This is a genomic window from Sphingomonas sp. BL-S-30, from assembly GCF_055521475.1.
On sequence record NZ_CM145481.1, the window covers coordinates 4123525 to 4144236 of the forward strand.

26 protein-coding genes are annotated in these 20712 nt (G+C 66.8%); 10 read left to right on the forward strand and 16 right to left on the reverse strand.

The features are described from left to right. Nucleotides 1–72: 72 nt before the first annotated feature. Nucleotides 73–630 carry an inorganic diphosphatase gene (gene ppa, locus ACZ1I5_RS19165; RefSeq protein ID WP_465170832.1) on the forward strand — a complete coding sequence of 186 codons (558 nt, stop codon included), beginning with the start codon at nt 73–75 and terminating at the stop codon, nt 628–630. A gap of 10 nt (nt 631–640) precedes the next feature. After that, nucleotides 641–1351 carry a hypothetical protein gene (locus ACZ1I5_RS19170; RefSeq protein ID WP_465170833.1) on the forward strand — a complete coding sequence of 237 codons (711 nt, stop codon included), beginning with the start codon at nt 641–643 and terminating at the stop codon, nt 1349–1351. Here ACZ1I5_RS19170 and ACZ1I5_RS19175 read toward each other — a convergent pair. The 6 genes from ACZ1I5_RS19175 to ACZ1I5_RS19200 all read right to left on the reverse strand — a co-directional run bounded on the left by ACZ1I5_RS19175 (nt 1275) and on the right by ACZ1I5_RS19200 (nt 5639). After that, a complete protein-coding gene (locus ACZ1I5_RS19175; RefSeq protein WP_465170834.1) occupies nt 1275–1634 on the reverse strand; it encodes a TfoX/Sxy family protein in 360 nt (119 codons plus the stop codon). The two genes, ACZ1I5_RS19170 and ACZ1I5_RS19175, sit on opposite strands and share 77 nt — an antisense overlap. A 146-nt stretch (nt 1635–1780) precedes the next feature. Continuing rightward, nucleotides 1781–2101, reverse strand: a complete 321-nt coding sequence (locus ACZ1I5_RS19180) for a DMT family transporter (protein WP_465170835.1) — start codon at nt 2099–2101, stop codon at nt 1781–1783. A 1-nt stretch (nt 2102) separates the two neighbouring features. After that, the gene (locus ACZ1I5_RS19185; RefSeq protein ID WP_465170836.1) at nt 2103–2582 is read right to left on the reverse strand and encodes an N-acetyltransferase family protein; all 480 of its coding nucleotides are present in this window, start codon (nt 2580–2582) and stop codon (nt 2103–2105) included. Next, nucleotides 2579–3484, reverse strand: coding sequence for a DMT family transporter (locus ACZ1I5_RS19190; RefSeq protein WP_465170837.1), 906 nt, complete (start codon nt 3482–3484; stop codon nt 2579–2581). Before ACZ1I5_RS19190 ends, ACZ1I5_RS19185 begins: the two co-directional genes overlap by 4 nt. Before the next feature lie 135 nt (nt 3485–3619). Continuing rightward, the gene (ispG, locus tag ACZ1I5_RS19195; protein WP_465170838.1) at nt 3620–4738 is read right to left on the reverse strand and encodes a flavodoxin-dependent (E)-4-hydroxy-3-methylbut-2-enyl-diphosphate synthase; all 1119 of its coding nucleotides are present in this window, start codon (nt 4736–4738) and stop codon (nt 3620–3622) included. Between the two features lie 61 nt (nt 4739–4799). Then, nucleotides 4800–5639 carry a LytTR family DNA-binding domain-containing protein gene (locus tag ACZ1I5_RS19200; RefSeq protein WP_465170839.1) on the reverse strand — a complete coding sequence of 280 codons (840 nt, stop codon included), beginning with the start codon at nt 5637–5639 and terminating at the stop codon, nt 4800–4802. An 89-nt stretch (nt 5640–5728) separates the two neighbouring features. Here ACZ1I5_RS19200 and ACZ1I5_RS19205 point away from each other — a divergent pair, with 89 nt between their 5' ends. The 4 genes from ACZ1I5_RS19205 (at nt 5729) to ACZ1I5_RS19220 (ending at nt 9999) form a co-directional block, all read left to right on the forward strand. After that, complete coding sequence (locus ACZ1I5_RS19205) at nt 5729–6892, forward strand: acyltransferase family protein (protein ID WP_465170840.1); 1164 nt, start codon at nt 5729–5731, stop codon at nt 6890–6892. A gap of 108 nt (nt 6893–7000) precedes the next feature. After that, nucleotides 7001–8176, forward strand: coding sequence for an acyltransferase family protein (locus tag ACZ1I5_RS19210; RefSeq protein ID WP_465170841.1), 1176 nt, complete (start codon nt 7001–7003; stop codon nt 8174–8176). Further along, the gene (locus ACZ1I5_RS19215) at nt 8173–9090 is read left to right on the forward strand and encodes an isoaspartyl peptidase/L-asparaginase family protein (RefSeq protein ID WP_465170842.1); all 918 of its coding nucleotides are present in this window, start codon (nt 8173–8175) and stop codon (nt 9088–9090) included. Before ACZ1I5_RS19210 ends, ACZ1I5_RS19215 begins: the two co-directional genes overlap by 4 nt. Before the next feature lie 48 nt (nt 9091–9138). Beyond that, the gene (locus ACZ1I5_RS19220; protein ID WP_465170843.1) at nt 9139–9999 is read left to right on the forward strand and encodes a S1/P1 nuclease; all 861 of its coding nucleotides are present in this window, start codon (nt 9139–9141) and stop codon (nt 9997–9999) included. Nucleotides 10000–10153: 154 nt separating this feature from the next. Here ACZ1I5_RS19220 and ACZ1I5_RS19225 read toward each other — a convergent pair whose 3' ends face one another. The 9 genes from ACZ1I5_RS19225 to ybgC form a co-directional block, all read right to left on the reverse strand. After that, a complete protein-coding gene (locus tag ACZ1I5_RS19225; protein ID WP_465170844.1) occupies nt 10154–10423 on the reverse strand; it encodes a hypothetical protein in 270 nt (89 codons plus the stop codon). Nucleotides 10424–10526: 103 nt separating this feature from the next. Next, nucleotides 10527–10745 (reverse strand): type II toxin-antitoxin system antitoxin, encoded by a 219-nt coding sequence (locus ACZ1I5_RS19230; protein ID WP_465170845.1) that lies wholly within the window; start codon nt 10743–10745, stop codon nt 10527–10529. A 9-nt stretch (nt 10746–10754) separates the two neighbouring features. Continuing rightward, nucleotides 10755–11657, reverse strand: a complete 903-nt coding sequence (locus ACZ1I5_RS19235; RefSeq protein WP_465170846.1) for an SPFH domain-containing protein — start codon at nt 11655–11657, stop codon at nt 10755–10757. Between the two features lie 127 nt (nt 11658–11784). Next, nucleotides 11785–12291 (reverse strand): peptidoglycan-associated lipoprotein Pal, encoded by a 507-nt coding sequence (gene pal, locus ACZ1I5_RS19240; RefSeq protein WP_465170847.1) that lies wholly within the window; start codon nt 12289–12291, stop codon nt 11785–11787. A 113-nt stretch (nt 12292–12404) separates the two neighbouring features. Continuing rightward, nucleotides 12405–13796 carry a Tol-Pal system beta propeller repeat protein TolB gene (gene tolB / locus ACZ1I5_RS19245; RefSeq protein WP_465170848.1) on the reverse strand — a complete coding sequence of 464 codons (1392 nt, stop codon included), beginning with the start codon at nt 13794–13796 and terminating at the stop codon, nt 12405–12407. An 8-nt stretch (nt 13797–13804) separates the two neighbouring features. Further along, nucleotides 13805–14740 (reverse strand): cell envelope biogenesis protein TolA, encoded by a 936-nt coding sequence (locus ACZ1I5_RS19250; protein ID WP_465170849.1) that lies wholly within the window; start codon nt 14738–14740, stop codon nt 13805–13807. Beyond that, complete coding sequence (tolR, locus tag ACZ1I5_RS19255; protein ID WP_465170850.1) at nt 14721–15158, reverse strand: protein TolR; 438 nt, start codon at nt 15156–15158, stop codon at nt 14721–14723. Before tolR ends, ACZ1I5_RS19250 begins: the two co-directional genes overlap by 20 nt. Continuing rightward, entirely contained in the window at nt 15159–15827 is a 669-nt protein-coding gene (gene tolQ / locus ACZ1I5_RS19260; RefSeq protein ID WP_465174000.1) for a protein TolQ, read from the reverse strand. It lies immediately after the preceding gene. 32 nt (nt 15828–15859) lie between these two features. After that, complete coding sequence (gene ybgC / locus ACZ1I5_RS19265) at nt 15860–16327, reverse strand: tol-pal system-associated acyl-CoA thioesterase (protein WP_465170851.1); 468 nt, start codon at nt 16325–16327, stop codon at nt 15860–15862. A gap of 124 nt (nt 16328–16451) precedes the next feature. Between ybgC and ACZ1I5_RS19270 the strand changes: the two genes are divergently transcribed. Genes ACZ1I5_RS19270 through ACZ1I5_RS19285 form a run of 4 tightly spaced genes read left to right on the forward strand, consistent with a single transcriptional unit; the run spans nt 16452 to nt 19310 of the window. Continuing rightward, nucleotides 16452–16889, forward strand: coding sequence for a hypothetical protein (locus tag ACZ1I5_RS19270; RefSeq protein ID WP_465170852.1), 438 nt, complete (start codon nt 16452–16454; stop codon nt 16887–16889). Beyond that, nucleotides 16882–17094: a helix-turn-helix transcriptional regulator gene (locus ACZ1I5_RS19275; protein WP_465170853.1), complete on the forward strand. Its 213-nt coding sequence runs from the start codon at nt 16882–16884 to the stop codon at nt 17092–17094. The genes ACZ1I5_RS19270 and ACZ1I5_RS19275 overlap by 8 nt, the downstream gene beginning before the upstream one ends. 48 nt (nt 17095–17142) lie before the next feature. After that, nucleotides 17143–17877, forward strand: a complete 735-nt coding sequence (locus ACZ1I5_RS19280; protein WP_465170854.1) for an ABC transporter ATP-binding protein — start codon at nt 17143–17145, stop codon at nt 17875–17877. Next, nucleotides 17877–19310 (forward strand): hypothetical protein, encoded by a 1434-nt coding sequence (locus ACZ1I5_RS19285; protein ID WP_465170855.1) that lies wholly within the window; start codon nt 17877–17879, stop codon nt 19308–19310. The genes ACZ1I5_RS19280 and ACZ1I5_RS19285 overlap by 1 nt, the downstream gene beginning before the upstream one ends. Before the next feature lie 405 nt (nt 19311–19715). On the opposite strand, the gene ACZ1I5_RS19290 is transcribed toward ACZ1I5_RS19285, so the two are convergent. Beyond that, nucleotides 19716–20702, reverse strand: coding sequence for an NAD(P)H-dependent flavin oxidoreductase (locus ACZ1I5_RS19290; protein WP_465174001.1), 987 nt, complete (start codon nt 20700–20702; stop codon nt 19716–19718). Nucleotides 20703–20712: the final 10 nt, after the last annotated feature.

Consider the following 20712-nt stretch of genomic DNA (forward strand, 5'->3'; position numbering starts at 1 on the left):
TCGATCCGGGCTTGCCGGGGCTTTCGCGCCCCGGCCGACCCGGCCGGACGCCCACGAAAGCCAGGGACAGACATGAATATCGACTTGATCTCGATTGGCGATGATCCGCCCAACAGCCTCAACGTCATCATCGAAGTACCGGTCGGCGGCGAGCCGGTGAAATATGAGTTCGACAAGAAATCCGGCGCCTTGTTCGTGGACCGCATCCTCCACACGCCGATGCGCTATCCGGCGAATTACGGCTTCGTGCCGCACACTTTGTCGCCCGATGGCGACCCGCTCGATGCGCTGGTCATCGCGCGCTCGCCCTTCGTGCCGGGCTGCGTCGTGCGCGCCCGCCCGATCGCGGTGCTGAAGCTGGAAGACGAAGCCGGCGGCGACGAGAAGCTGGTCTGCGTGCCGGTCGACACCACCTTCCCTTATTATTCGGACGTGGGCGAGCGCGGCGATCTGCCCTCGATCGTGCTCGCGCAGATCGAGCATTTCTTCAAGCACTACAAGGACCTGGAGTCCGAGAAATGGGTGCGCATCGGCCAATGGGGCGATGCCGAGGAAGCACGGCGCATCGTGATCGAGGCAATCGCTGCGGCCAAGGCCGCCAAAAAGGCGAAGAAAGCCAAAAAGGGATGATCGGCAGGTGATGCCCCGGACGGCCTGGAGGGGATGCGCGGCGGCGGGGATCGTCGCCTTCATCTGCTCCTCGTCGTTCGGGCGCATCCCCGGCATGGCCTCGTGCGGCCCGGATAACGGGCTCGGGCCGATCATGAGCTTCGAATTCGCGCGGACCCCCGCCGATATCGTTACCCTGTTCGGCAGCGAGCCCTGCACGTCGACGCTGGTCGCAGCGCAGAAGACGGGGCTGCTGCTCGACGCGCTGGGGTTCATTCCCTTCTACACCGCGTTCCTGATCCTCGCCGCCATCGCCGCGGGATCGCGGCGGCGAGTGCAGCTGGCGATGATCGCGATCTTCATGGTCGCCGCCGTCAGCGACCAGATCGAGGGCGCGCTGCTCTATGCGATCCTGCGCGATCTGCCGGGCACGCCCGCCCTGCTCGGCGCCCTGTGGTGGGCAGTGCATGTGAAGTTCGCCCTGCTGGCGCTGGGCACGATCGGCATCGCCGAGATCATGACGCGCGGGCGGCGGCTCGCGCGCCTCTTCGCCGGCTTCATCGCGATGGGAGGCCTGTTCGCCCTGACCGGGCTGATGACGATGCCGAGTAGCTGGATGATGACTGGCTTCCTGCTGGCCTGGGTCACCCTGCTGATCGCAGGGCTTATTGCTTCTTTCTGGCCTTCGCCTTTCGCGGCGCACGCTGCCCCGCCGCCAGCCCCAGCGACGCCCAGCGCCTGAGGTCGTCGGCGTCGTCATACACCTCGTCTGGCGCACGCCGGTAGTTCATCGATTCAACCCGGCCTTCGCTCATCTCATAAGAGAAGCGCGCGCAGCCGGCCTCGTCCCATTCGGCATCGCTGACCGCATCGGACTTGAACCACGCCCCTTCATCGGAGACGATCGCGAAGATGGTGCCGTCGCAATATAAGGTCGCGCCGCCCATCATCTTGCGCATGGTGACGGTGCCGATCGGCTCCATCGCCTCGGCGATCCAGTCCACCAGTCCCCGGTCGAATGCCATCAGCCTTGCTCCTCCCTCAGCGAGTCCTCAAAGTTGCATTCAAATCTCTCCGTTCGTTTCGAGCGAAGTCGAGAAACCGGACCAGGCGCTCCATCAATGTTTCTCGACTTCGCTGGAAACGAACAGGTGTGAGTGTGAAATCAGGGCTAACCCTGCGCCGTCAGCTTCAGCCCGGCGATACACGCCACCACGCCGAGCATCAGCAGCAGCCGCACCAGCCCGGCCGATTCGCCGTACCAGGCGATGCCGACGACCACCGTGCCGAGCGCGCCGATGCCGCCCCAGATGATATACGCCGTGCCCATCGGAATCGAGCGCGCCGCCGCTTCGAGCAATCCCATCGACAGCGCGACCGAGGCGAGGAAGCCGAGCGTCCAGGGCAGGTTCCGGAAACCATCGACATGGCGCAGGCAAGTGGTGAAGCCGATCTCGAACAGCCCGCCGACGACCAGCAGCAGCCAGGCCATCTCAGCCGCGCCCCGCGAGTTTGGTCAGCGCGTCGCCCGACACGCGGTTTACCGTCCAGTCATCCATCGGCACCGCCCCCATCGCCTTGTAGAACTCGATCGCCTTCTCGTTCCAGTCGAGCACCGCCCATTCGAAGCGCGAGCAGCCGCGATCGACCGCGATGGCCGCGAGATGCCGCAGCAGGGCCGCGCCGACGCCCTGCCCGCGTGCTTCCGGCGTCACGTACAGATCCTCCAGATACAGGCCACGCCACCCAGTCCAGGTCGAGAAATTGTGGAAGAACAGCGCCATGCCGAGCGGCGTCCCATCGCGCTCCGCGATCACGGCCTCGGCGACGGGACGGTCGCCGAACATCGCGTCGTGCAGCAGCTCCTCGGTCGCGACGACCTTGTCGGCCTCGCGCTCGAACTCGGCCAGTTCGCGGACGAAACGCATGATGGTGGCGACATCGTCGGGAGTGGCGAAACGGAGTTCGGTCATGCGGCAGCCTCTGTCTGTGGGGCGGGAGCGGCGGTGCCGCGAATGGCAGCGAGGCACCCGGCGATGATCAGCCCGGCCCCCGCCACGGTATAGAGCGAGACATGCTCGCCGAAAACCAGCCAGCCAAGGATCGCGGCCCAGAGGAAGGCGGTATATTCGACCGGCGCGAGGATCTGCGCCTCCGCCCGGCCATAGGCCCAGGCCAGCGCGGCGGCCGAGAACGTGCCGAGCAGGGCCGCCGCGCCGATCGCGGGCAGTTGCGCGATCGTCGGCATCACGGCGAACCACGGCGCGCCGATGAGCAGCAGCATGCCGATGACGCCGCCGGTGAACAGCGTCACCTCGATCGGATCGGCGAGTTGCGCCTGCCTGCGCAGCAGGACGAGGCTGTAGCCATAGAGAAAGGAAGCCAGGATAATCGCGCCCGACCCCATCAAGGTGTCGTTGCTGGCACCCGCCCTGGCCTGACCCAGGGCGATGACGAACACGCCGATGCTGGCGATGGCCGATCCCAGGATCGCGGCGCGCCGGACCCGCTCGCCGAGCATCGCCGCCGCGAGGTACAAGGCGATCAGCGGCGCGAGGAAGGTCAGCGCGACGCCCTGCGCCATCGGCACGCGGACCAGCCCCCAGAAGAACAGCAGCACCGACACGCCCGCGGCCAGGCCGCGCGTGGCATGCAGCTTCAATGCGGCGCGCTCCGGCCAGGCATTGCCGCGGAGAAGGAAGATCGTCCCGGTCAGCGCAGCGCCGGCGAGCGAGCGCCACAAGACGGCGCTATAGGCGCCGCTGGCGATGCTGAGACCCTTCATGAAGGTGTCCATCATCGCATAGGTGGCGATGCCGAGGGTCGCGACCGCGAAGGCGGTGGTCGATGTCGAATATCTGGATGGCACGCTCACGTCGCCCGCCTGTCGCGCGGGGTGCTCCCGGTGAGCAGGGCAAGCACCACCAGGGCCGCGACTCCGACCAGCGCCTGCGCCACGCGGCCGCGCGCACTCAGCTTGTCCATGATGCGTCCCCCGCTGAACGCCGCCTCACGCGGCGGCGCGTGCCTCGTCGGCGGCATCGATCTCGGCGGCCTTCGCCTCGACCAGCTTGACGATATGCTCGATCATGTCCTCGCTCTGGACGGTGTGATCGGTGACGCCGGACAGATAGACCATGTGCTTGCCATTGCCGCCGCCGGTGAGGCCGATATCGGTCTCGCGCGCCTCGCCCGGGCCGTTGACGACGCAGCCAAGCACGGAGAGCGACATCGGCGTGCGGATATGCTGGAGCCGTTCTTCCAGCGCCTGCACCGTTCGGATCACGTCGAAGCCCTGACGCGCGCAGCTCGGGCAGGAGACGACACGCACGCCGCGGTTGCGGATGCCGAGGCTCTTGAGGATCTCGAAGCCGACGCGGACTTCTTCCTCGGGCTCGGCCGAGAGCGAGACGCGGATCGTGTCGCCGATGCCGTACCAGAGCAGCGAACCGATGCCGATCGCCGACTTGACCGTGCCGCCGACGAAGCCGCCCGCCTCGGTAATGCCGAGATGCAGCGGGCAATCGACCACTTCGGCCAATTGCTGATAGGCCGCGACCGCGAGGAACAGGTCCGATGCCTTCACCGCGACCTTATATTCGTGGAAGTCATGGTCCTGCAGGATCTTGATATGGTCGAGCGCGGATTCGACCAGCGCCTCGGGGCAGGGCTCGCCATATTTTTCGAGCAGGTCCTTTTCGAGGGATCCCGCATTCACGCCGATCCGGATCGCGCAGCCATTGGCCTTGGCGGCGTTGACCACTTCGCGGACGCGATCCGACGAGCCGATATTGCCCGGGTTGATACGCAGGCAGGCAGCGCCCGCGTCAGCCGCTTCGAGCGCGCGCTTGTAGTGGAAATGGATGTCGGCGACGATCGGCACGCGGCTGGCGCGGACGATCTGCCTGAGCGCGGCGGTGCTTTCCACATCGGGGCAGGACACGCGGATGATGTCCACGCCGGCATCCTCGCAGCGGCGGATCTGGTCGATCGTCGCCCGGGCGTCGGAGGTGAGCGTGTTGGTCATCGTCTGCACGGTGACCGGCGCATCGCCGCCGACGGGCACATTGCCGACCATGATCTGGCGGCTCTGACGGCGCATGATGTCGCGCCACGGACGAATGGACATGGGATTACCTCGTTTCACCGAGCCATATAGCGTCGCCTTCGCGCCTGCGAAAGCGCGAGCCTCAATCCTGCACCGAATCCCGATAGCGGCGGCTGCCGCGCAGGTTCGTGTCGTCGGCGAGCGTCACGATGAAGTCGCCGCTCCGGTCAGTCTCGACCCGGCGTATCGCGGCGCGACGGACGAGGCGGCTGCGATGAATCTGGACGAAGCCCGGCCCGAGTTCGCCCGCGACCGCCGCCAGGGTCGCGCGGTGCAACAGGGTGCGCCCGGCCCACGCCAGCTCGACATAATTGCCCGCTGCGTTGACGTGATCGATCTCCTCGGCCGGCACCTGATGCGTCACCGCGCCGTCGGCCACCTTCAGGATGCGCGGCGGCGCCGGGGCATGCTGGGGCGTGGCGGCGCGCATCACCAGCCACCGGCTGACCGCGGCGAACCCGACGAACTGGAGATAAGAGGCTAGGTCCTTGCGATATTCATAGAGCAGGCGGTCCGAGACCTTGCTGAAGAACCGGTACTCGCTGCCCTCGGCGGCATAATAAAGCTTCCGGAGCTCGACCATCAGGCCGATATGCCAGAGCGACAGCGGTATGCTGGCGGCGAGGATCAGCATGACCGCCACCGGCCAGGAGAAGCGGGGCGGGCCGACGCGGCTGACCAGCCACCAGATGACGGGCGCCGTCGTCAGCCAGGCGAGGATGCTGGTCGCTTCCCACAGCCAGACATGAGTCCGGGTCTCGTGGATGCCGGCAAGGGCGAAGTCGCTCAAAGTCGATTCGACGTCCGCCACCATGACCGTAGCGAGGGTGAGCACGAAGCCGGCGACCAGCAGGAGCGCGAGCCGGCGCTGCGCACCACTCATCCCGCCCCCGCCGCCGCTCGTCCCCGTCATCGTCGCCATCGTCCCAGTGGTACCGCCTTCCGCCCCTTCCCGATACCGGGCCGAACAGGCGCTCGCTAGCCGTTGCTGATCGACCATGGAGAGACGCGATGGAACGACATTACGGAATGGACTGGCTGCGCATCGGCGCGTTCGGCCTGTTGATCTTCTATCATGTGGGCATGGTCTTCGTGACCTGGGGCTTTCATGTGAAGACCGCTGACCCGGCAGACTGGGTCGCGGTCCCGATGTTGCTGACCAATGCCTGGCGGCTGAGCCTTTTGTTCGTCGTGTCGGGCTTCGCCAGCCGGGCGCTGTTCGCCAAATCCGCCGGCATTCGCGGCTTCCTGCGCAACCGCAATGCGCGGCTATTGCTGCCGCTAGTCTTCGGCATTGCCCTGGTCGTACCGCCGCAAAGCTGGGTCGAGCTGGTCACCCAGCATGGCTATACGCATGGTTTCCTGTGGTTCCTCACCCACGACTATTTCCGTTTCGGCAAGCTCGACGGGATCATTCTGCCGACCTGGAACCATCTGTGGTTCGTCGTCTATCTCTGGGTGTATACGCTCGTGCTCGCCTTGCTGTTGAGCCCGAAGCTGTCCGGCGCGCAGGCGCTGTTCGACCGTGTGTTCGGCGGAGCCGGCGTGCTGTGGGTGCCGACCGTCTGGCTGCTCGTGCTGCGCATGGCGCTATTCCCGGGGGTCGAGGATACCCACGACCTGTTCACTGACGGGGTAGCCCATCTGCAATATTTCCCCGCCTTCCTGTTCGGCTTCGGCCTGGCCGGATCGCACCCGGCGCGGGCGGCGCTGGCGCGCTTCTGGGTGCCGGCGGCGGTGCTGGCGGTGGCGGGCTATGCCGTCGTCGCCTCGGTCGAGATCGCCTATCCCGGTTTCGCCATGCCATCGCGCCCGATTACCCAAGCCTTCCATGTCGCGCGCGAAGTGCAATGCTGGGCCAGCATCGCGGCACTGATCGGCGTGGCGGAGCGCTTCTGGAATCGCGACAGCACATGGCGGCCGATGCTGACCGAGGCGGTCTTCCCCTTCTACCTCATCCACCAGACGGTGATCATCGTCGTCGAATATTGGCTGAAGCCGCTCGGCATCGGGCCCGTCGCCGAGTTCGTCATCCTGGTGCCGGCGACGGTGGCGGGATGCTGGGCCTTCTACCTGATCGGCCGCGAAATCGGCTGGCTACGGCCGCTGATCGGCCTGCGACGGAAGGTCCGCGCCAAAGCGGAAACGGCCGCCGCCGACCTCCAGACCGCCTAGCGGCCGTTGAATCCCGGCCGGGGCGACCGCCCCGCCCGGGCCACCGCCTGCCGTTCCGGACACGCCGTCTGACTAGCCATTGGCTCAGGAAACGCTACATGGCCCCGCATGGAACGGCATTACGGCCTGGACTGGCTCCGTATCGGCGCCTTTGGCCTGCTCATCTTCTATCATGTCGGCATGGTCTTCGTGCCGTGGGACTTCCATGTGAAGACCGCCCATCCGATCGACTGGGTGGCGATCCCGATGCACGCGACCAACAGCTGGCGGCTGATGCTGCTGTTCGTCGTGTCGGGTTATGCCAGCCGCGCGCTGCTCGCCAAGAGCGAGAGTCCGGGTTCGTTCATCGGATCGCGCAACAAACGGCTGCTGATTCCGCTGCTATTCGGCATGACCATCATCATCCCGATCCAGCCCTGGGTCGAGCTGACCACCCAGCATGGTTATGACGGCGGCTTCGGCTGGTTCTGGCTGCACGATTATTTTCGCTTCGGTACCTTCCATAACCTGATCCTGCCGACCTGGCAGCATATGTGGTTCGTCGGTTATCTCTGGTTCTACACGGTCGCGCTCGCCGTGGCGGTGTGGCTGATGCGCGGGCGCAGCCTGCAAGGGCTGTTCGACGGGATCTTCGGCACGGCCACGATCGTGATCCTGCCAATCGCCTGGCTGCTCTTCGCCGACATGTATCTGCTGCCCGGCGGCCGCGAGACGCACGACGTGCTCAACGATGCGATCGCGCATGCCCATTATCTGCCCGGCTTCCTGTTCGGCTTTGCGCTCGCCCGGTCGGGTCCAGCGATGGCGGCGATCGGGCGCTGGTGGAAGGCGGCCGGAATCCTCGCGGTGCTCAGCTATGCGATCGTCGCCGCGATCGAACTGCGCTGGCCGGGTAGCGCCATGCCGCAGCCCTATGGCTATATCTTCGCGACGGCGCGCGCGATCCAGGGCTGGTGCGCGATCATCGCGCTGGTCGGCATCGCGGAGCGTTACTGGAACCGCGACCACCCCTGGCGCCGTACGCTGACCGAAGCCGTGTTCCCCTTCTACATCATCCACCAGACGGTGATCGTCGCGGTCGAATGGGTGCTGCTGCCTTATGGCCTGCCGCCACTCGCGGAGTTCGTGATCCTCGTCACGACGACGGTCGCGGGATGCTGGGCCTTTTATCTGGTCGGGCGCGAGGTCGGCTGGCTGCGGCCGCTGATCGGGTTGCGCGGCTTCATCCCACCGCGGCATGCGGCGCGTCCCGTCTCGCTCACGCCGGTCGAAAGCCTGTCGTGACCTGGACTCTGGTGATCCATGGCGGCGCGGGCATGATGACGCGCGATCGCATCACGCCGGAACAGGATGAAGGCGCGCGCAAGGCGCTCGGACGGGCACTGGACGCCGGATCGGCGGTGTTGTCGGACGGCGGCTCGGCGCTCGACGCGGTCGAGGCGGCGGTACGCGTGCTCGAGGACGATCCCCATTTCAACGCCGGTCGCGGTGCTGCGCTGACTTACGAAGGCGTGGCCGAGCTCGACGCGGCGATCATGGAAGGTACCGGGCGGGACGCCGGCGCGGTCGCCGGGGTGACCGGCACGCGCCATCCGGTGAGCCTGGCCCGGGCGGTGATGGAGCAGAGCCGGCACGTGCTGCTCGGCGGCGAAGGCGCCGACCTGTTTTCGCGCGACCATGGGCTCGAACAGGCGGGCCAGGACTGGCTCGTCCTGCCCGAGCGCCGCCGTCAGCTGGAGGAACTGCAGGCGCGCGGTGCCGACGCGTTCGACGTCGACATGAAATATGGGACGGTCGGCGCGGTGGCGCGCGATACGGCCGGCCATGTCGCCGCCGCGACCTCGACCGGCGGGGTGACCGGCAAGCGCTGGGGCCGGATCGGCGATTCGCCGCTGATCGGTGCCGGCACCTATGCCGACGACCGGGCGGGCGCCGTCTCCGCGACCGGGTCGGGCGAATATTTCATCCGCGCGGGCGTCGCGCACGAGATCTGCGCCCGGGCGCGGCTGGCGGGCGTGCCGCTCCAGGCCGCGGCCGATGCGGTGATGGACGATGTGAAGGCCCTGGGCGGTAAGGGCGGCGTGATCGTCGCCGGGCCCGGCGGCGAGGCCGTGTGGAGCTTCAACACCGCCGGCATGTTCCGCGCCAGGGCCGGATCGGACGGCGTATGGACCGTTGCGATCTACGGCGACGAATAGGCCGCGCGCCGCTTTCGCAAGTATGTGCGACCGGGTAGAGCGGCGGCCATGAGTCGCCTCCTCCCCGCTCTCGCCGCCGTCGCGCTCGCCGCCACCGCATCCCCTGCCGCCGCCTATTGGGAATATGGTCATCAGACCATCGCCCAGATCGCGCGGGCGAACGTGAAGCCATCGACCCGGATCGCGGTCGACCGGCTGCTGCGCCAGTCGAAGCTGCTCGGCACGCCGACCTGCCCGGCGCGCACGATCGAGGATGCCAGCATCTGGGCCGATTGCATCAAGACGATCAAGGATTCGGACGGCAAGCGCCCGTTCGATTTCGCCTATAGCTGGCACTATCAGAACGTGAACATCTGCCAGCCGTTCAGCCTGGTCGAGCCGTGCAAGGACGGCAATTGCGTGTCGGCGCAGATCGAACGCGACGTGAAGCTGCTGCGCGACAAGGCGACGCCAAGGAAGGACCGGGTCCAGGCGCTTGTCTTCCTGATCCATTTCGTCGGCGATCTGCACCAGCCGCTTCATGCCGGCGACAAGACCGACAAGGGCGGCAACGATGCCAAGGCCGCCTATGGCATCCTGTCGACGCCGCGGCTCAACCTGCACTCGATCTGGGACGGCTATCTCGCCGAGCGCGCGATCTCCGCGCCGCCGTCGCTGGTCCGCCGCTATTCCGCTGCCGAGCGTCGGGCGATGGCGGCGGGCTCTGTGACCGACTGGAGCCGTGAGAGCTGGCAGGTTGCGCACGACAGCGTCTACACCAGCGCGATGAAGGGCGATCCCTGCGCGCCGACGCCGGAGCGCTCCACCCTTGACGATGCGACGATCGAGTCGCTGGTGCCGGTCGCCCGGCTCGAGGTGGAACGCGGCGGCCTGCGCCTCGCCAAGCTGCTCGACCAGGCCTTTTCCTAGCGTCGATTCGCGCTGATCAGCCCCTCCCTTTCCGTTCGTTTCGAGCGACGTCGAGAAACATTGATGGAGCGCCAAGTCCGGTTTCTCGACTTCGCTCGAAACGAACGGGGTAAGAGGATCAAAGGGCAGCGCACCGATATGAGCGGTATCGACTCTAGTCGCGCGATCCCCAGCGCCAGCGCCAGCCGCCATCGGTCTTGCGCGCGGCGATCGTCGTGAAGGCGGCGACCAGCGCGATGCCGACGACCAGCTTCGGCACGAGCCCGGGAAGAAACCGGACATCGAGCAGCAGCGTGGCGCAGAAGCCGAGCGTCAACAACCAGCCCTGCCAGGTCACCGGCGTCGCGCCCAGGCCGAACAGCTTGGGCACGAACCAATAGCCGTCGCGCACCTGATAGAAGCGCTTGAGAGCCTCGAACACCATCATCGCCTCCTTCAGCCGAACCGCACGAGCAGGCCAAGCCCGATCAGCGCGAGCGAGATCGCAACCAGCCAGGGCCGCCGCGCGCGTGTCGTGAGCATGCCGATCATTCCGTATCTCCTTCATCCTGGGTTTTCGCCGGCCGCCCGCGTTTAGCGCGGACCGGCGCTTCGAGCTTCACACCACGCTTCGACAGCGCTTCGCGCAGCAGGCATTCGAACTGGGCGTTGACGCTCCGCAGGTCGGCCGCCGCCATGCGCTCGACCGCCGCATAGAGCGCGGCGTCGAGGCGCAGCGGAAACGCCTTCTTGGGAGGAACGCTCACGCGACCGGCTTACTGGTAGAGCGAGCCGGTATTGACGACCGGCTGGGTATCGCGTTCGCCGCACAGCACGACCATCAGGTTGGAGACCATCGCCGCGCGGCGCTCGTCGTCCAGTTCGACGACGTTCTTCTCCGACAACATCTCCAGCGCCATCTCGACCATGCCGACGGCGCCCTCGACCAGCGTCTTGCGCGCGGCGACCACTGCCTGGGCCTGTTGCCGGCGGAGCATCGCGCCGGCGATCTCCTGGGCATAGGCAAGATGGGTGAAGCCGCATTCGTCGACGGTGATGCCGGCAACGGCAAGCCGGGCGATCAGCTCGGTGCGCAGCTCGGCGCCGACCTGCTCGTGATTGCCGCGCAGCGTGACTTCCTGATGCTCGAAATCGTCATAGGGATAGCGTGCGCCGATGGTGCGCACGGCGGCCTCGATCTGAACGATCACGAAGGCCTTATAGTCGTCGATGTCGAACAGCGCCTGGGCCGTGTCCGTCACGCGCCAGACAACCTGGGCCGCGATCTCGATCGGGTTGCCGCGCAGATCGTTCACCTTCAGCCGTTCCGAAATCATGTTGTTCGCGCGGAGCGACACTTTCTTGCGGCCGAGCCACGGCAGCAGCCAGCGCAGTCCCGTGTTGCGATCGGTGCCCTTGTACGATCCGAACAGGGTGATCGCCGTCGCCTGGTTGGGCTGCTGCATGTAGAAGCCGCACAGGATGAACACGAAGGCAAGCACCGCCATCGTGATGATCCCCCCGCCCAGCGCCGGATCATCCTGCATGAGCGTGGCGGCGTACACGCCGGCTGCGATGGCCAGCAGCATCAGCAGCAACATGAGATAGCCGCTCGACGTCGCGGCGGTGCGCTCGCTCGACAAGGTGAGCGCCGTGTTCCTGGCAACTGAATCCGACATGGGACCCTCCCGTTAATGTGATATCACATTTATATCGGTATTCGGGAACCCGCAAGCGGAATCGGAAGCGCCGCCGGATCGGGTGATCCGACGGCGCCAGTGAAGAATGGGATGGCCCGCGAGCGGGCTAGTTGAGGACGATGGTCACCGCGCGCCGGTTCTGCGCCCAGCTCTGCTCGTCCGAGCCGAGCGCGATCGGGCGCTCCTTGCCATAGCTGATCGTCGAGATGCGCGCCGGGTTGATGCCGCGTGCCGCGAGATAGTTCTTCGCGGCATTGGCGCGGCGATCACCGAGCGCGAGATTATATTCGCGCGTGCCGCGCTCGTCGCAATGGCCTTCGAGGCTGACCGGCACATTGGGCCATTTGGCGAGCCACGCGGCCTGGCTGTCCAGAATCTCGCGGGCGCGCGAATCGATGTCATATTTGTCGAGCGCGAAGTTGATCGTGTTGCTCGTGACCGAGCGCTCGAAGTCGGCGCGCGAGCCGGGGACGACATTGTCCTGGTTGACCGGATTGGTGCCGACGCCGGTATCCACGCCGGGGGCGGGCGGAATCTGTTTCGGCTTGGGGCTGCATGCCGCGGTCGCGACGAGCGCAGCGGCAACGATGAACGTGGTCGTCAGTCTGGCCATGTGGCTTCTCCTTCGATCAAAAAGTCGTTTCGCTTGCGTCTCGTCCCACCGGCATTGCCCCAGGGTGAATGGGAGTCAACGCCGGTGCAGCAATCGTGCGACGCAAAATTGCTTCAGGGGCGTAACGGTCCCCAGGCGGGATCGGATCCGTCGAGCGGCGTCGGAATTTTCCGTTCGTTGACCCCGGTCAGATCGACCGACCAGAGATCGGCATTGCCGGCCCCGCCACGATGCGAGCGGAAGAAGGTGAGCACGCGGCCATTGGGCGACCAGCTGGGCCCCTCATCCTGCCAGTCGTCGGTCAGCAGGCGCTCGCCGCCGCCGCCCGGGTTCATCACGCCGATGCGGAAATCGCCGGAGATTCGGGTGAAGGCGATCAGGTCGCCACGCGGGCTCCAGGCCGGCGTCGCATAGCGCCCGCCGCCGAAGCTGATGCGTTGCTGGTTCGATCCGTCGGCGTTCATCACATAGATTTGCTGGCTACCCGACCGATCGCTCTCGAAGGCGATCTTGCTGCCGTCGGGCGAATAGCTGCCGCCGGTATCGATGCCGGGCGCATTGGTCAGGCGCTGCGGCGAGCCGCCCGACGCCTGGACGCGGTAGATGTCGGTATTCCCGGCCACCGCCATGGAGAAGACGATCCAGCGCCCGTCGGGCGAATAGCGCGGCGCAAAGGTGAGGCTGGGATTGTTGACCAGCAGGCGCTGACTGGCCGAGGCGATATCGTAGACATAGATGGCCGGGCGGTCGTTGAGATAGCTCATATAGACGATCGACCTTTGGTCCGGCGAGAAGCGCGGAGTCAGCACGGTCGACTGGCCGTTGGTCAGGAAACGATGATTCGCGCCGTCCTGATCCATGATTGCGAGCCGCTTGAAGCGCTTCGCCTTGGGGCCGGTTTCGGAGACATAGAGGATACGGCTGTCGAAATAGGCGCCTTCGCCGGTAAGCCTCTGATAGACCATGTCGGCGCATTTGTGCCCGGCGCGGCGCCAGTCGCTGGGCGGCACCACGAAGCCCTGCCGGGTCAGCTCGCTGCGCGCGAACACGTCGTAGAGATAGCAGCCGACCGTCAGCGTGCCGTCGCCATTGGCGCGGACATAGCCCTGGACCAGAGTCTGCGCGCCGGCCCCGCCCCAGAAATCGAATGAAGGGGCCGTGACTTCAGGAACGCCGACGTCCCGCAGCGCGGACGGCGGGACCGGCTTGAACAGCCCGCTATTCTTCAGGTCGTTGGTGATGATCTGGGCGAGGTCGCGCCCGAGCTTGTCCGTCGGGCCCGCCTGCGTGTTGACCACCGCGGCGGTCGGCAGGGGCGGGATCGCGATCCCCAGCGGGGCCGAGGTGCCGCCGACCACATCGACCACAAGGCCGCCATCCTGCGCGGGTGGCGTCTGGGCCGCCGACACCGGCGGCGGCGCCACGGGGGCATCCTGCGCCCGCGCCACGAGCGGCGACAACAGGGCGAACATGGCGGCCAGCAGACCGATAGGGGAAGATGTCATCATGGTTCTCATCCCGGAAGTTTGTAGCGCAGGCTGAAGACACTCCAGCCATTGGGAACATCATAAAGCTCGGCCGGCAACCCGCGCAGCGGCGAACAGCCCTTGAAGGTGGCGATCGCATTGTCGTCGACCCGGTCCTGGTATCGGCCATTCTCGGCATCGATGCCGCTATGGCCGATCACCTGCGGGTTGCCGATCAGTGACCCGTCGCGATCCATCCGCAGCCGGATCGTCACGATGATCCGCTCCGCGCCGGGCCCGGGCTTGACCTGGCGATCGGCACAGGGCTGGACCTGGCGGCGGATCGCCGAGCCGATATCGGCCGCCGCCTGCTGGCTCATCACCGCGGCCTGCGGCACGACCGACTTGCTGGTCGAGGGCTTGTCGGACAGGCCCTTCAGGAAATCATTCCCGAGCCGGGAGCCGCGCGGCCGCTCCCTGGCCGACGCCGCGTCAGTGCCCGTCGCCCGCGCCGTGGAAGCGGTGGCGCGAGTGGTTGGCGCCGCCTCGCGCGTCGGCGGTTTTTTCGACTTGTCCGGGGTCGGCGCGACCGGCTTCTTCGGCTCGGGCACCGCATTGGGGGCTGGCTTGGGCGGCGGCGCGGCCCTGGGCTGAGGTTTGGGGGGCGCGGGATCGGGCTGCGGCTCCTCCCTCGGCGCGGCGGGTGCCGCGTCTTCCGGCGGCCCCTGATCGGGCGCGCGCGATTCGGCCGGCGGCGTCACCGCTTGGGGTGCCTTGGCGACGAGGCCAACCTCATCGACCAGCGAGACGTCGATCGGCGCCTGTATCGGCGTCGCCGGTTTGGGCGGCGTGAGGAAACCGGCCGACAGCAGGCCGAACAGGACGACATGGCCGATCAGCGCGACGCCAAGCGCAATCGCGTCCGAGCGCCGCATCGCGCCGGTCCCGCCGCCGAGGCGCAGATCAGTTGCCGTCGTCGCCAATCGTCACCAGCGCTACGCGGTTGAGGCCCGCGCGATTGAGTTCGCCCATCACACGCATCACGCGGCCATAATCGAGGTTCTTGTCGGCGCGCAGGAAGATCTGCGGCGGCTTGCCGCCCTCCGCCTTCGACGCGAGCTGCTGCAATCTATCGGGCAGCTGGTCCTGGCTGACCTCGTCCTGATCGACATGGATCTTGCCGTCGGCCTCCATCGAGATCTGCACGGGCTTCTGATCCTGGTCGAGCGGCTTGGCGCGGCTGTCGGGCAGGTTCACCGGCACGCCCGCGGTGAGCAGCGGCGCCGTGACCATGAAGATGATCAGCAGCACCAGCATCACGTCGACGAGCGGCGTGACGTTGATCTCCGCCATCGGCGCCCGCCGGCCGCGCCCGCGCTGGGAGGGGAGCTGCATCGACATCTAGGCCCCCCGCCCGTCCGTCTCGAGCTGGCGGCTGAGCGTCGCGTGGAACCCGTCGGCGAAACGGTTGAGCCGCGCCTCGACCCGGTTGATGCCGTGGCTGAAGCGGTTGTAGGCGATCACCGCCGGGATGGCGGCGAACAGGCCGATCGCGGTGGCGAACAGGGCCTCCGCGATGCCCGGCGCGACCACGGCTAGCGACGTATTCTGCGCCGACGCAATGCCGGTGAAGCTGCGCATGATGCCCCAGACGGTGCCGAACAGCCCGACGAACGGCGCGACCGCGCCGACCGTGGCGAGGATGTTCAGCCGGTCCGACAGCGTGTCGATCTCGCTCGCGACCATCGATCCCATCGCGGTGGCGAGGCGATCGCGCGTGCCCCCGCGATCGATCGTGCCGCTCGCGGTGGAGCGGCGCCATTCCTTGACGCCAGCCGCAAAGACCCGGGCGATCGGCAAGTCGCTGTCGCCCTGGATGCGGTGAAAGGCATCGATATCCTCGGCCTTCCAGAAATCGCGCTCGAACTTCTCGATCTTGCGGCGCGTGCTCCCGATCCGGCGCCAGAAGGTGAGGATGATCGCCCAGGTCCAGATGCTGGCGAGCAACAGGCCCAGCATCACGACCTTCACCACCAGATCGGCCTGGAGGAAGAGCGCGATCGGCGACATGGTCGTCGCGTCGGTATTGAAGAACAAAGTGCTCACGCTTGCTGGTCCCCTTGGTCAACGAGGCGCCGAAAAGCCTCGACCCATGTCTTTGGTTGCCGTTTCGGCTTGCCCGATGGCGCGACCAGCGCCGCGGTCACGTCCGCTTCAGCCAGTATCTCAGCACCGTTCATGACTCTCTGATGAATATCGACCGATGCGGCGCGCACCTGAATCACGCTGGTCACCACGATCAGCGCATCGTCGAGCTTCGCGGGTCGGCGATAGCGGATCGCGAGGCTGCTGACGGCATAGGCGCCCTCGCCCGCTTCCTGCGTCGCGCGCTGGTCGATCCCGGCAAGCCGAAGCATGTCCGACCGGGCGCGTTCCATGTAGCGCAGATAATTGGCGTGATAGACCACGCCCGACAGATCGGTGTCCTCGAAATAGACGCGGACCGGGAATCGATGCTCGATCCCGTCGAAGCGGCCTTCGACCGGTTGATCCTGTTGCGGCGCCACCATGTCCCATCGTCCTAACCGAGCGATTCACCGGAAGGAACCCCGTTCGCCGCGCATATGCCACCGCTTGACAACGAAGTAACCCATGGGTTACATGTAACCTCAGAGTTACAAACGGGGATTCGACATGACCGATCAGACCAATCTTGCCGACCGCATCGCCTGGGGCCGCGCCCGCGCCGCGACCGTGATGGCGGTCGTCTTCGTCGCGGCGCAGGCCGGCAGTTTTCCGGACGCACCGCTCAACCGCCCGCAGACCATCCATCTCACCGCCTGGATCGTATGGGCCGCAGCGCTGCTGTTTTTCCTTGCCTTTGCCGGCGGCCTGTTGCGTGGCCCGCGGATGCGCGCGCTGCTGAACGACGAGACGACGCTCGACCACCGCAAACGAGCGATGGCGCTCGGCTTCTGGGGGGCGATCGGCACCGCCGCCCTGGTCTATGCCATCAGCTTCTACGAGCCGATCTCGGCGCGCGAAGGCGCGCGGCTGATCATCACCCTCTCGATCGCACTTGCCCTGCTGCGCTTCGGCACGCTCGAGCGGCGGGCCCTGAAGGATGGCTGATCGGCTGCTCAACAGCCTGAAGGACGAGCGTGCCCGGCTCGCCCTGACCCAGGCCGAGCTGGCCGACCGGGTCGGGGTCAGCCGCAAGACGATCAACACGGTCGAGAACGGGGTGTTCATCCCCTCCACCACCCTGGCGCTGAAGCTCGCGCGCGCGCTGGGCAGGGCGGTCGAGGATATCTTTCAGCTTGGCCCGGAAGATTGATCGGCGCGCCATCTGGACGAAGCCGTACTTTATTATACGCTGCCGCGCATGACCGAACCCGCCCTCAGGATTCGCGGCCTTTCCAAGAGTTTCGACAAGCCGGTGATCACCGGTCTCGACCTGGAGATCGGCGCGGGCCAGCTTTACGCCCTGCTCGGCCCGAATGGGGCCGGCAAGACCACCACGTTGCGCATGGTGACCGGCCTGACCCGGCCGGATGCCGGCACCATCCATATCTATGGCATCAGCGCGCGGCAGCATCCGAACGAGGCCAAGGCGATCACGGCCTGGCTGCCCGACGAGCCGATGCTGTACGACAAGCTGACGCCGAGCGAATATCTCGCCTTTGTCGCCGGGCTGTGGCGGATGGACCCGCACGTCGCGGCGGAGGAAGCCGAGCGGCTGCTTCACTGGCTCGACCTATGGGACGAGCGCGACACGCGGTGCGAGGGCTTTTCGCGCGGCATGAAGCAGAAAGTCGCGCTGGCCGGCGCGCTGATCCACGATCCCAAGTTGCTGATCCTCGACGAGCCGCTGACCGGGCTCGACGCCGCCATGGCCCGCGCGGTGAAGGATGCGCTGCGCGCGCAGGTCGATGCGGGCAAGACGGTGATCGTCACCACGCACATCCTGGAGGTGGCCGAGCGCATGGCCGACCGGATCGGCATCATCGCCGGCGGCAGGCTGCTCGCCGAGGGGACGCTGGAGGAGTTGCGAACCAGCGCCGGCACTGAAGGCCAGACGCTGGAGGATACGTTCATTCGCCTGACGAGCGGCGCCTGATGCCCGGATTGCGCCCGGCGCCGGGCAGCTTCGCCTGGCTTGCGCTGCACGAGATTCGGCTGGCCTGGCGGATGCGGCCGAAGAAGGGCGCGACGCGCTGGATCGGCTATGTGCTGATGCTGGCGTGGCTGGCGTTCGGCTGTTTCCTCGGCTGGGTGTTGCGTGACCAGCCAATCCCCCCATTGCCCGAAATCATGACCGGCGTGCTGGCGGGCAGCATCATCGCCTTCACTTTCATGACGACTCAGGCGATCATCGGCAGCCAGCGCACCCTCTATGAGAATGGCGATCTCGACCTGCTCTTCTCCGCCCCGATCGAGGGGCGGACGGTGCTGCTCGCCAAGCTGCTCGGCATTACCGGCACCATCGCGCTGACCTATGCGGTGCTGTTGCTGACGCTGGTGGTGCCGATTGCGGTGCTCGGGCATCCCCCCTTGTTCGGGTTCGTTGCCCTGCTCGCCGCGCTGGCGCTGGCGGCGGCGGCGATCGGGCTGGGCATCACGCTCGCCCTGGCGAAGCTGGCGGGGCCGCGCGCGGCGCGCACCGTCGGCCAGATCGCCGCGGCGCTGCTCGGCGGCGCCTTCTTCATCATCTCCCAGCTCGCCAGCCATGGCGACAAGCGCCAGTCGAGCGTGTCGATCCTGTTCGATCGCTTCACCGAGGACGGGGTAGGCAATAGCGGCCTGTCCGGCCTGCCCGGCCATGCCGCATTCGGCGATCCGGTCGCGATCCTCGTGCTGCTCGGCATCGGCTTGCTGCTGTTCGCGCTGGCCGGGGTGACGCTCCAGCGGATGTTCCTCAGCGGCTATCAGGACGGCGCCACGCGCCTGTCGCGGGCGAAGCCGACCGGACGCGCGACCGGTCGGCTGTTCCATGCCAGCCTGTTCCGGTCGGTCTTCGCCAAGGAATGGCGGCTGCTCGCGCGCGATCCCGCGCTCGCCTTCCAGATCCTGCTTCGGCTGATCTATCTGGCGCCGGTCGTGTTCATCGCGTTCGGAAGGGGCAATGCCGTACCGCTGGCGCCGGGCCTGGCCTTTGCCAGCGTGTTGCTCGCCGGCCAGCTGGTCGGCAGCTTCGCCTGGCTGACCGTCTCGGCCGAGGATGCGCCCGACCTGATTGCGGTCGCCCCGGTGACCAAGGCAGCGATCGACCGGGTCAAGCTGATGGCCGCCTTCGCCATGGCGGCGCCGATGGGGATGATCCTGCCGGTCGCGATCGCGCTCCAGACCCCGCTCGGCGCGCTGGTGACCCTGGTCTGCACCGTGATCGGCGGCGGCGCGGCCGGCCTCATCGAACTCAAGCTGGGCAAGCCGGGACAACGCAGCGCCTTTGCCCGCCGCCGCTCCGGCTCCGTCGTCGGCGGCATATTGTCGATCATCGTCGCGATGATCGTCGGCGGGCTGGCGGCGGTTTCGGTCTATTTTCTCGACTGACGAGCGCGCGGTTCGTCCTACCCGGGCTCGGTTCGTGCCGAGCGCGCGGTCGCGGCGGGCGCCACTGTCAGACCGATCCGTTGGGGCATCTCCGGTCGGTCGGGTCTCCGATCAAGGAATAGCCGGGCAAGATTCTCCAACAGCGACTCGGGTTTTCCGCTGTCACCCCGTCACCGTTTTTTCTTCGCTGTTATGTTGGATTTTCCGCGGAAAATTCCTGATTGCAGTCAATGGCTTGTGACGATTTACCGGAAAAACGACGTCATTTTCCGCTGTTCCGGCCGCGAAACGCGACCCGATTCGTTCCAACAATAAGAAAGAGCGGCGCGGCACACGCCTATCGTGCCGGCCGCCCCAAGCTGAACCCTGTCGCGGCGATGTCGAATCGACGCTCCCGCGTCCCGATCAGGCCGCGCGCTTTTCCAGCGCGTGCGCCGCCTCGGCCATCAGCGACGCGATGATCTCGGCGACCGGCTCTTCCTTCGTCACCATGCCGACCGACTGGCCGGCCATCAGGCTGCCATGCTCGACATCGCCGTCGATCACCGCGCGGCGCAGCGCACCGGCCCAATAATGCTCGATCTGGAGCTGGGCCTCGGCCATCTCGACCTTGCCCTCGTCGAGCAGCTGCGCGACTTCGCGCTGCTTGGCGGTGAACAGTTCGCCGCCGGCATTCTTCAGCGCGCGCACCGGGATGACCGGCAGGCGCGGATCGATCTGCACGCTCGCCACCGCGTCGCGGGCCGAAGCGCGCAGGAACGCCTTCTTGAAATTGGGATGCGCGATCGATTCGGTCGCGCAGACGAAGCGCGTGCCGAGCTGCACGCCCGCCGCGCCCATATCGAGATAGCCCGCGATCGCCTCGCCCCGGCCGATGCCGCCGGCGACGAACACCGGCACCTGCTCCGACACTTCGGGCAGAATCTCCTGCGCGAGCACGCTGGTCGAGACCGGGCCGATATGGCCGCCGGCCTCCATGCCCTCGACGACGAGCGCGTCGACGCCCGATCGGATCAGCTTCTTGGCGAGCGACAGCGCGGGGGCGAAGCAGATCAGCTTGGCGCCATTCGCCTTGATCGCGTCGATCGAGCCCGTCGGCGGCAGGCCGCCCGCGAGCACGACATGGCCGACATTATGCTTGTTGCAGACCTCGATCAGGTCGAACAGCATCGGGTGCATGGTGATCAGGTTCACGCCGAACGGCTTGTCGGTGAGCGCCTTGGTGCCGGCGATCTCCGCATCGAGCAGTTCGGGCGTCATCGCGCCGCACGCGATCAGGCCGAAGCCGCCCGCGTTCGAGATGGCGGAGACGAGGTTGCGCTCCGACACCCAGGACATGGCACCGCAGAGGATGGCGGTTTCGGAGCCGAGGAAGGCGGCGCCCCGCGCCATGCGGCGAGTC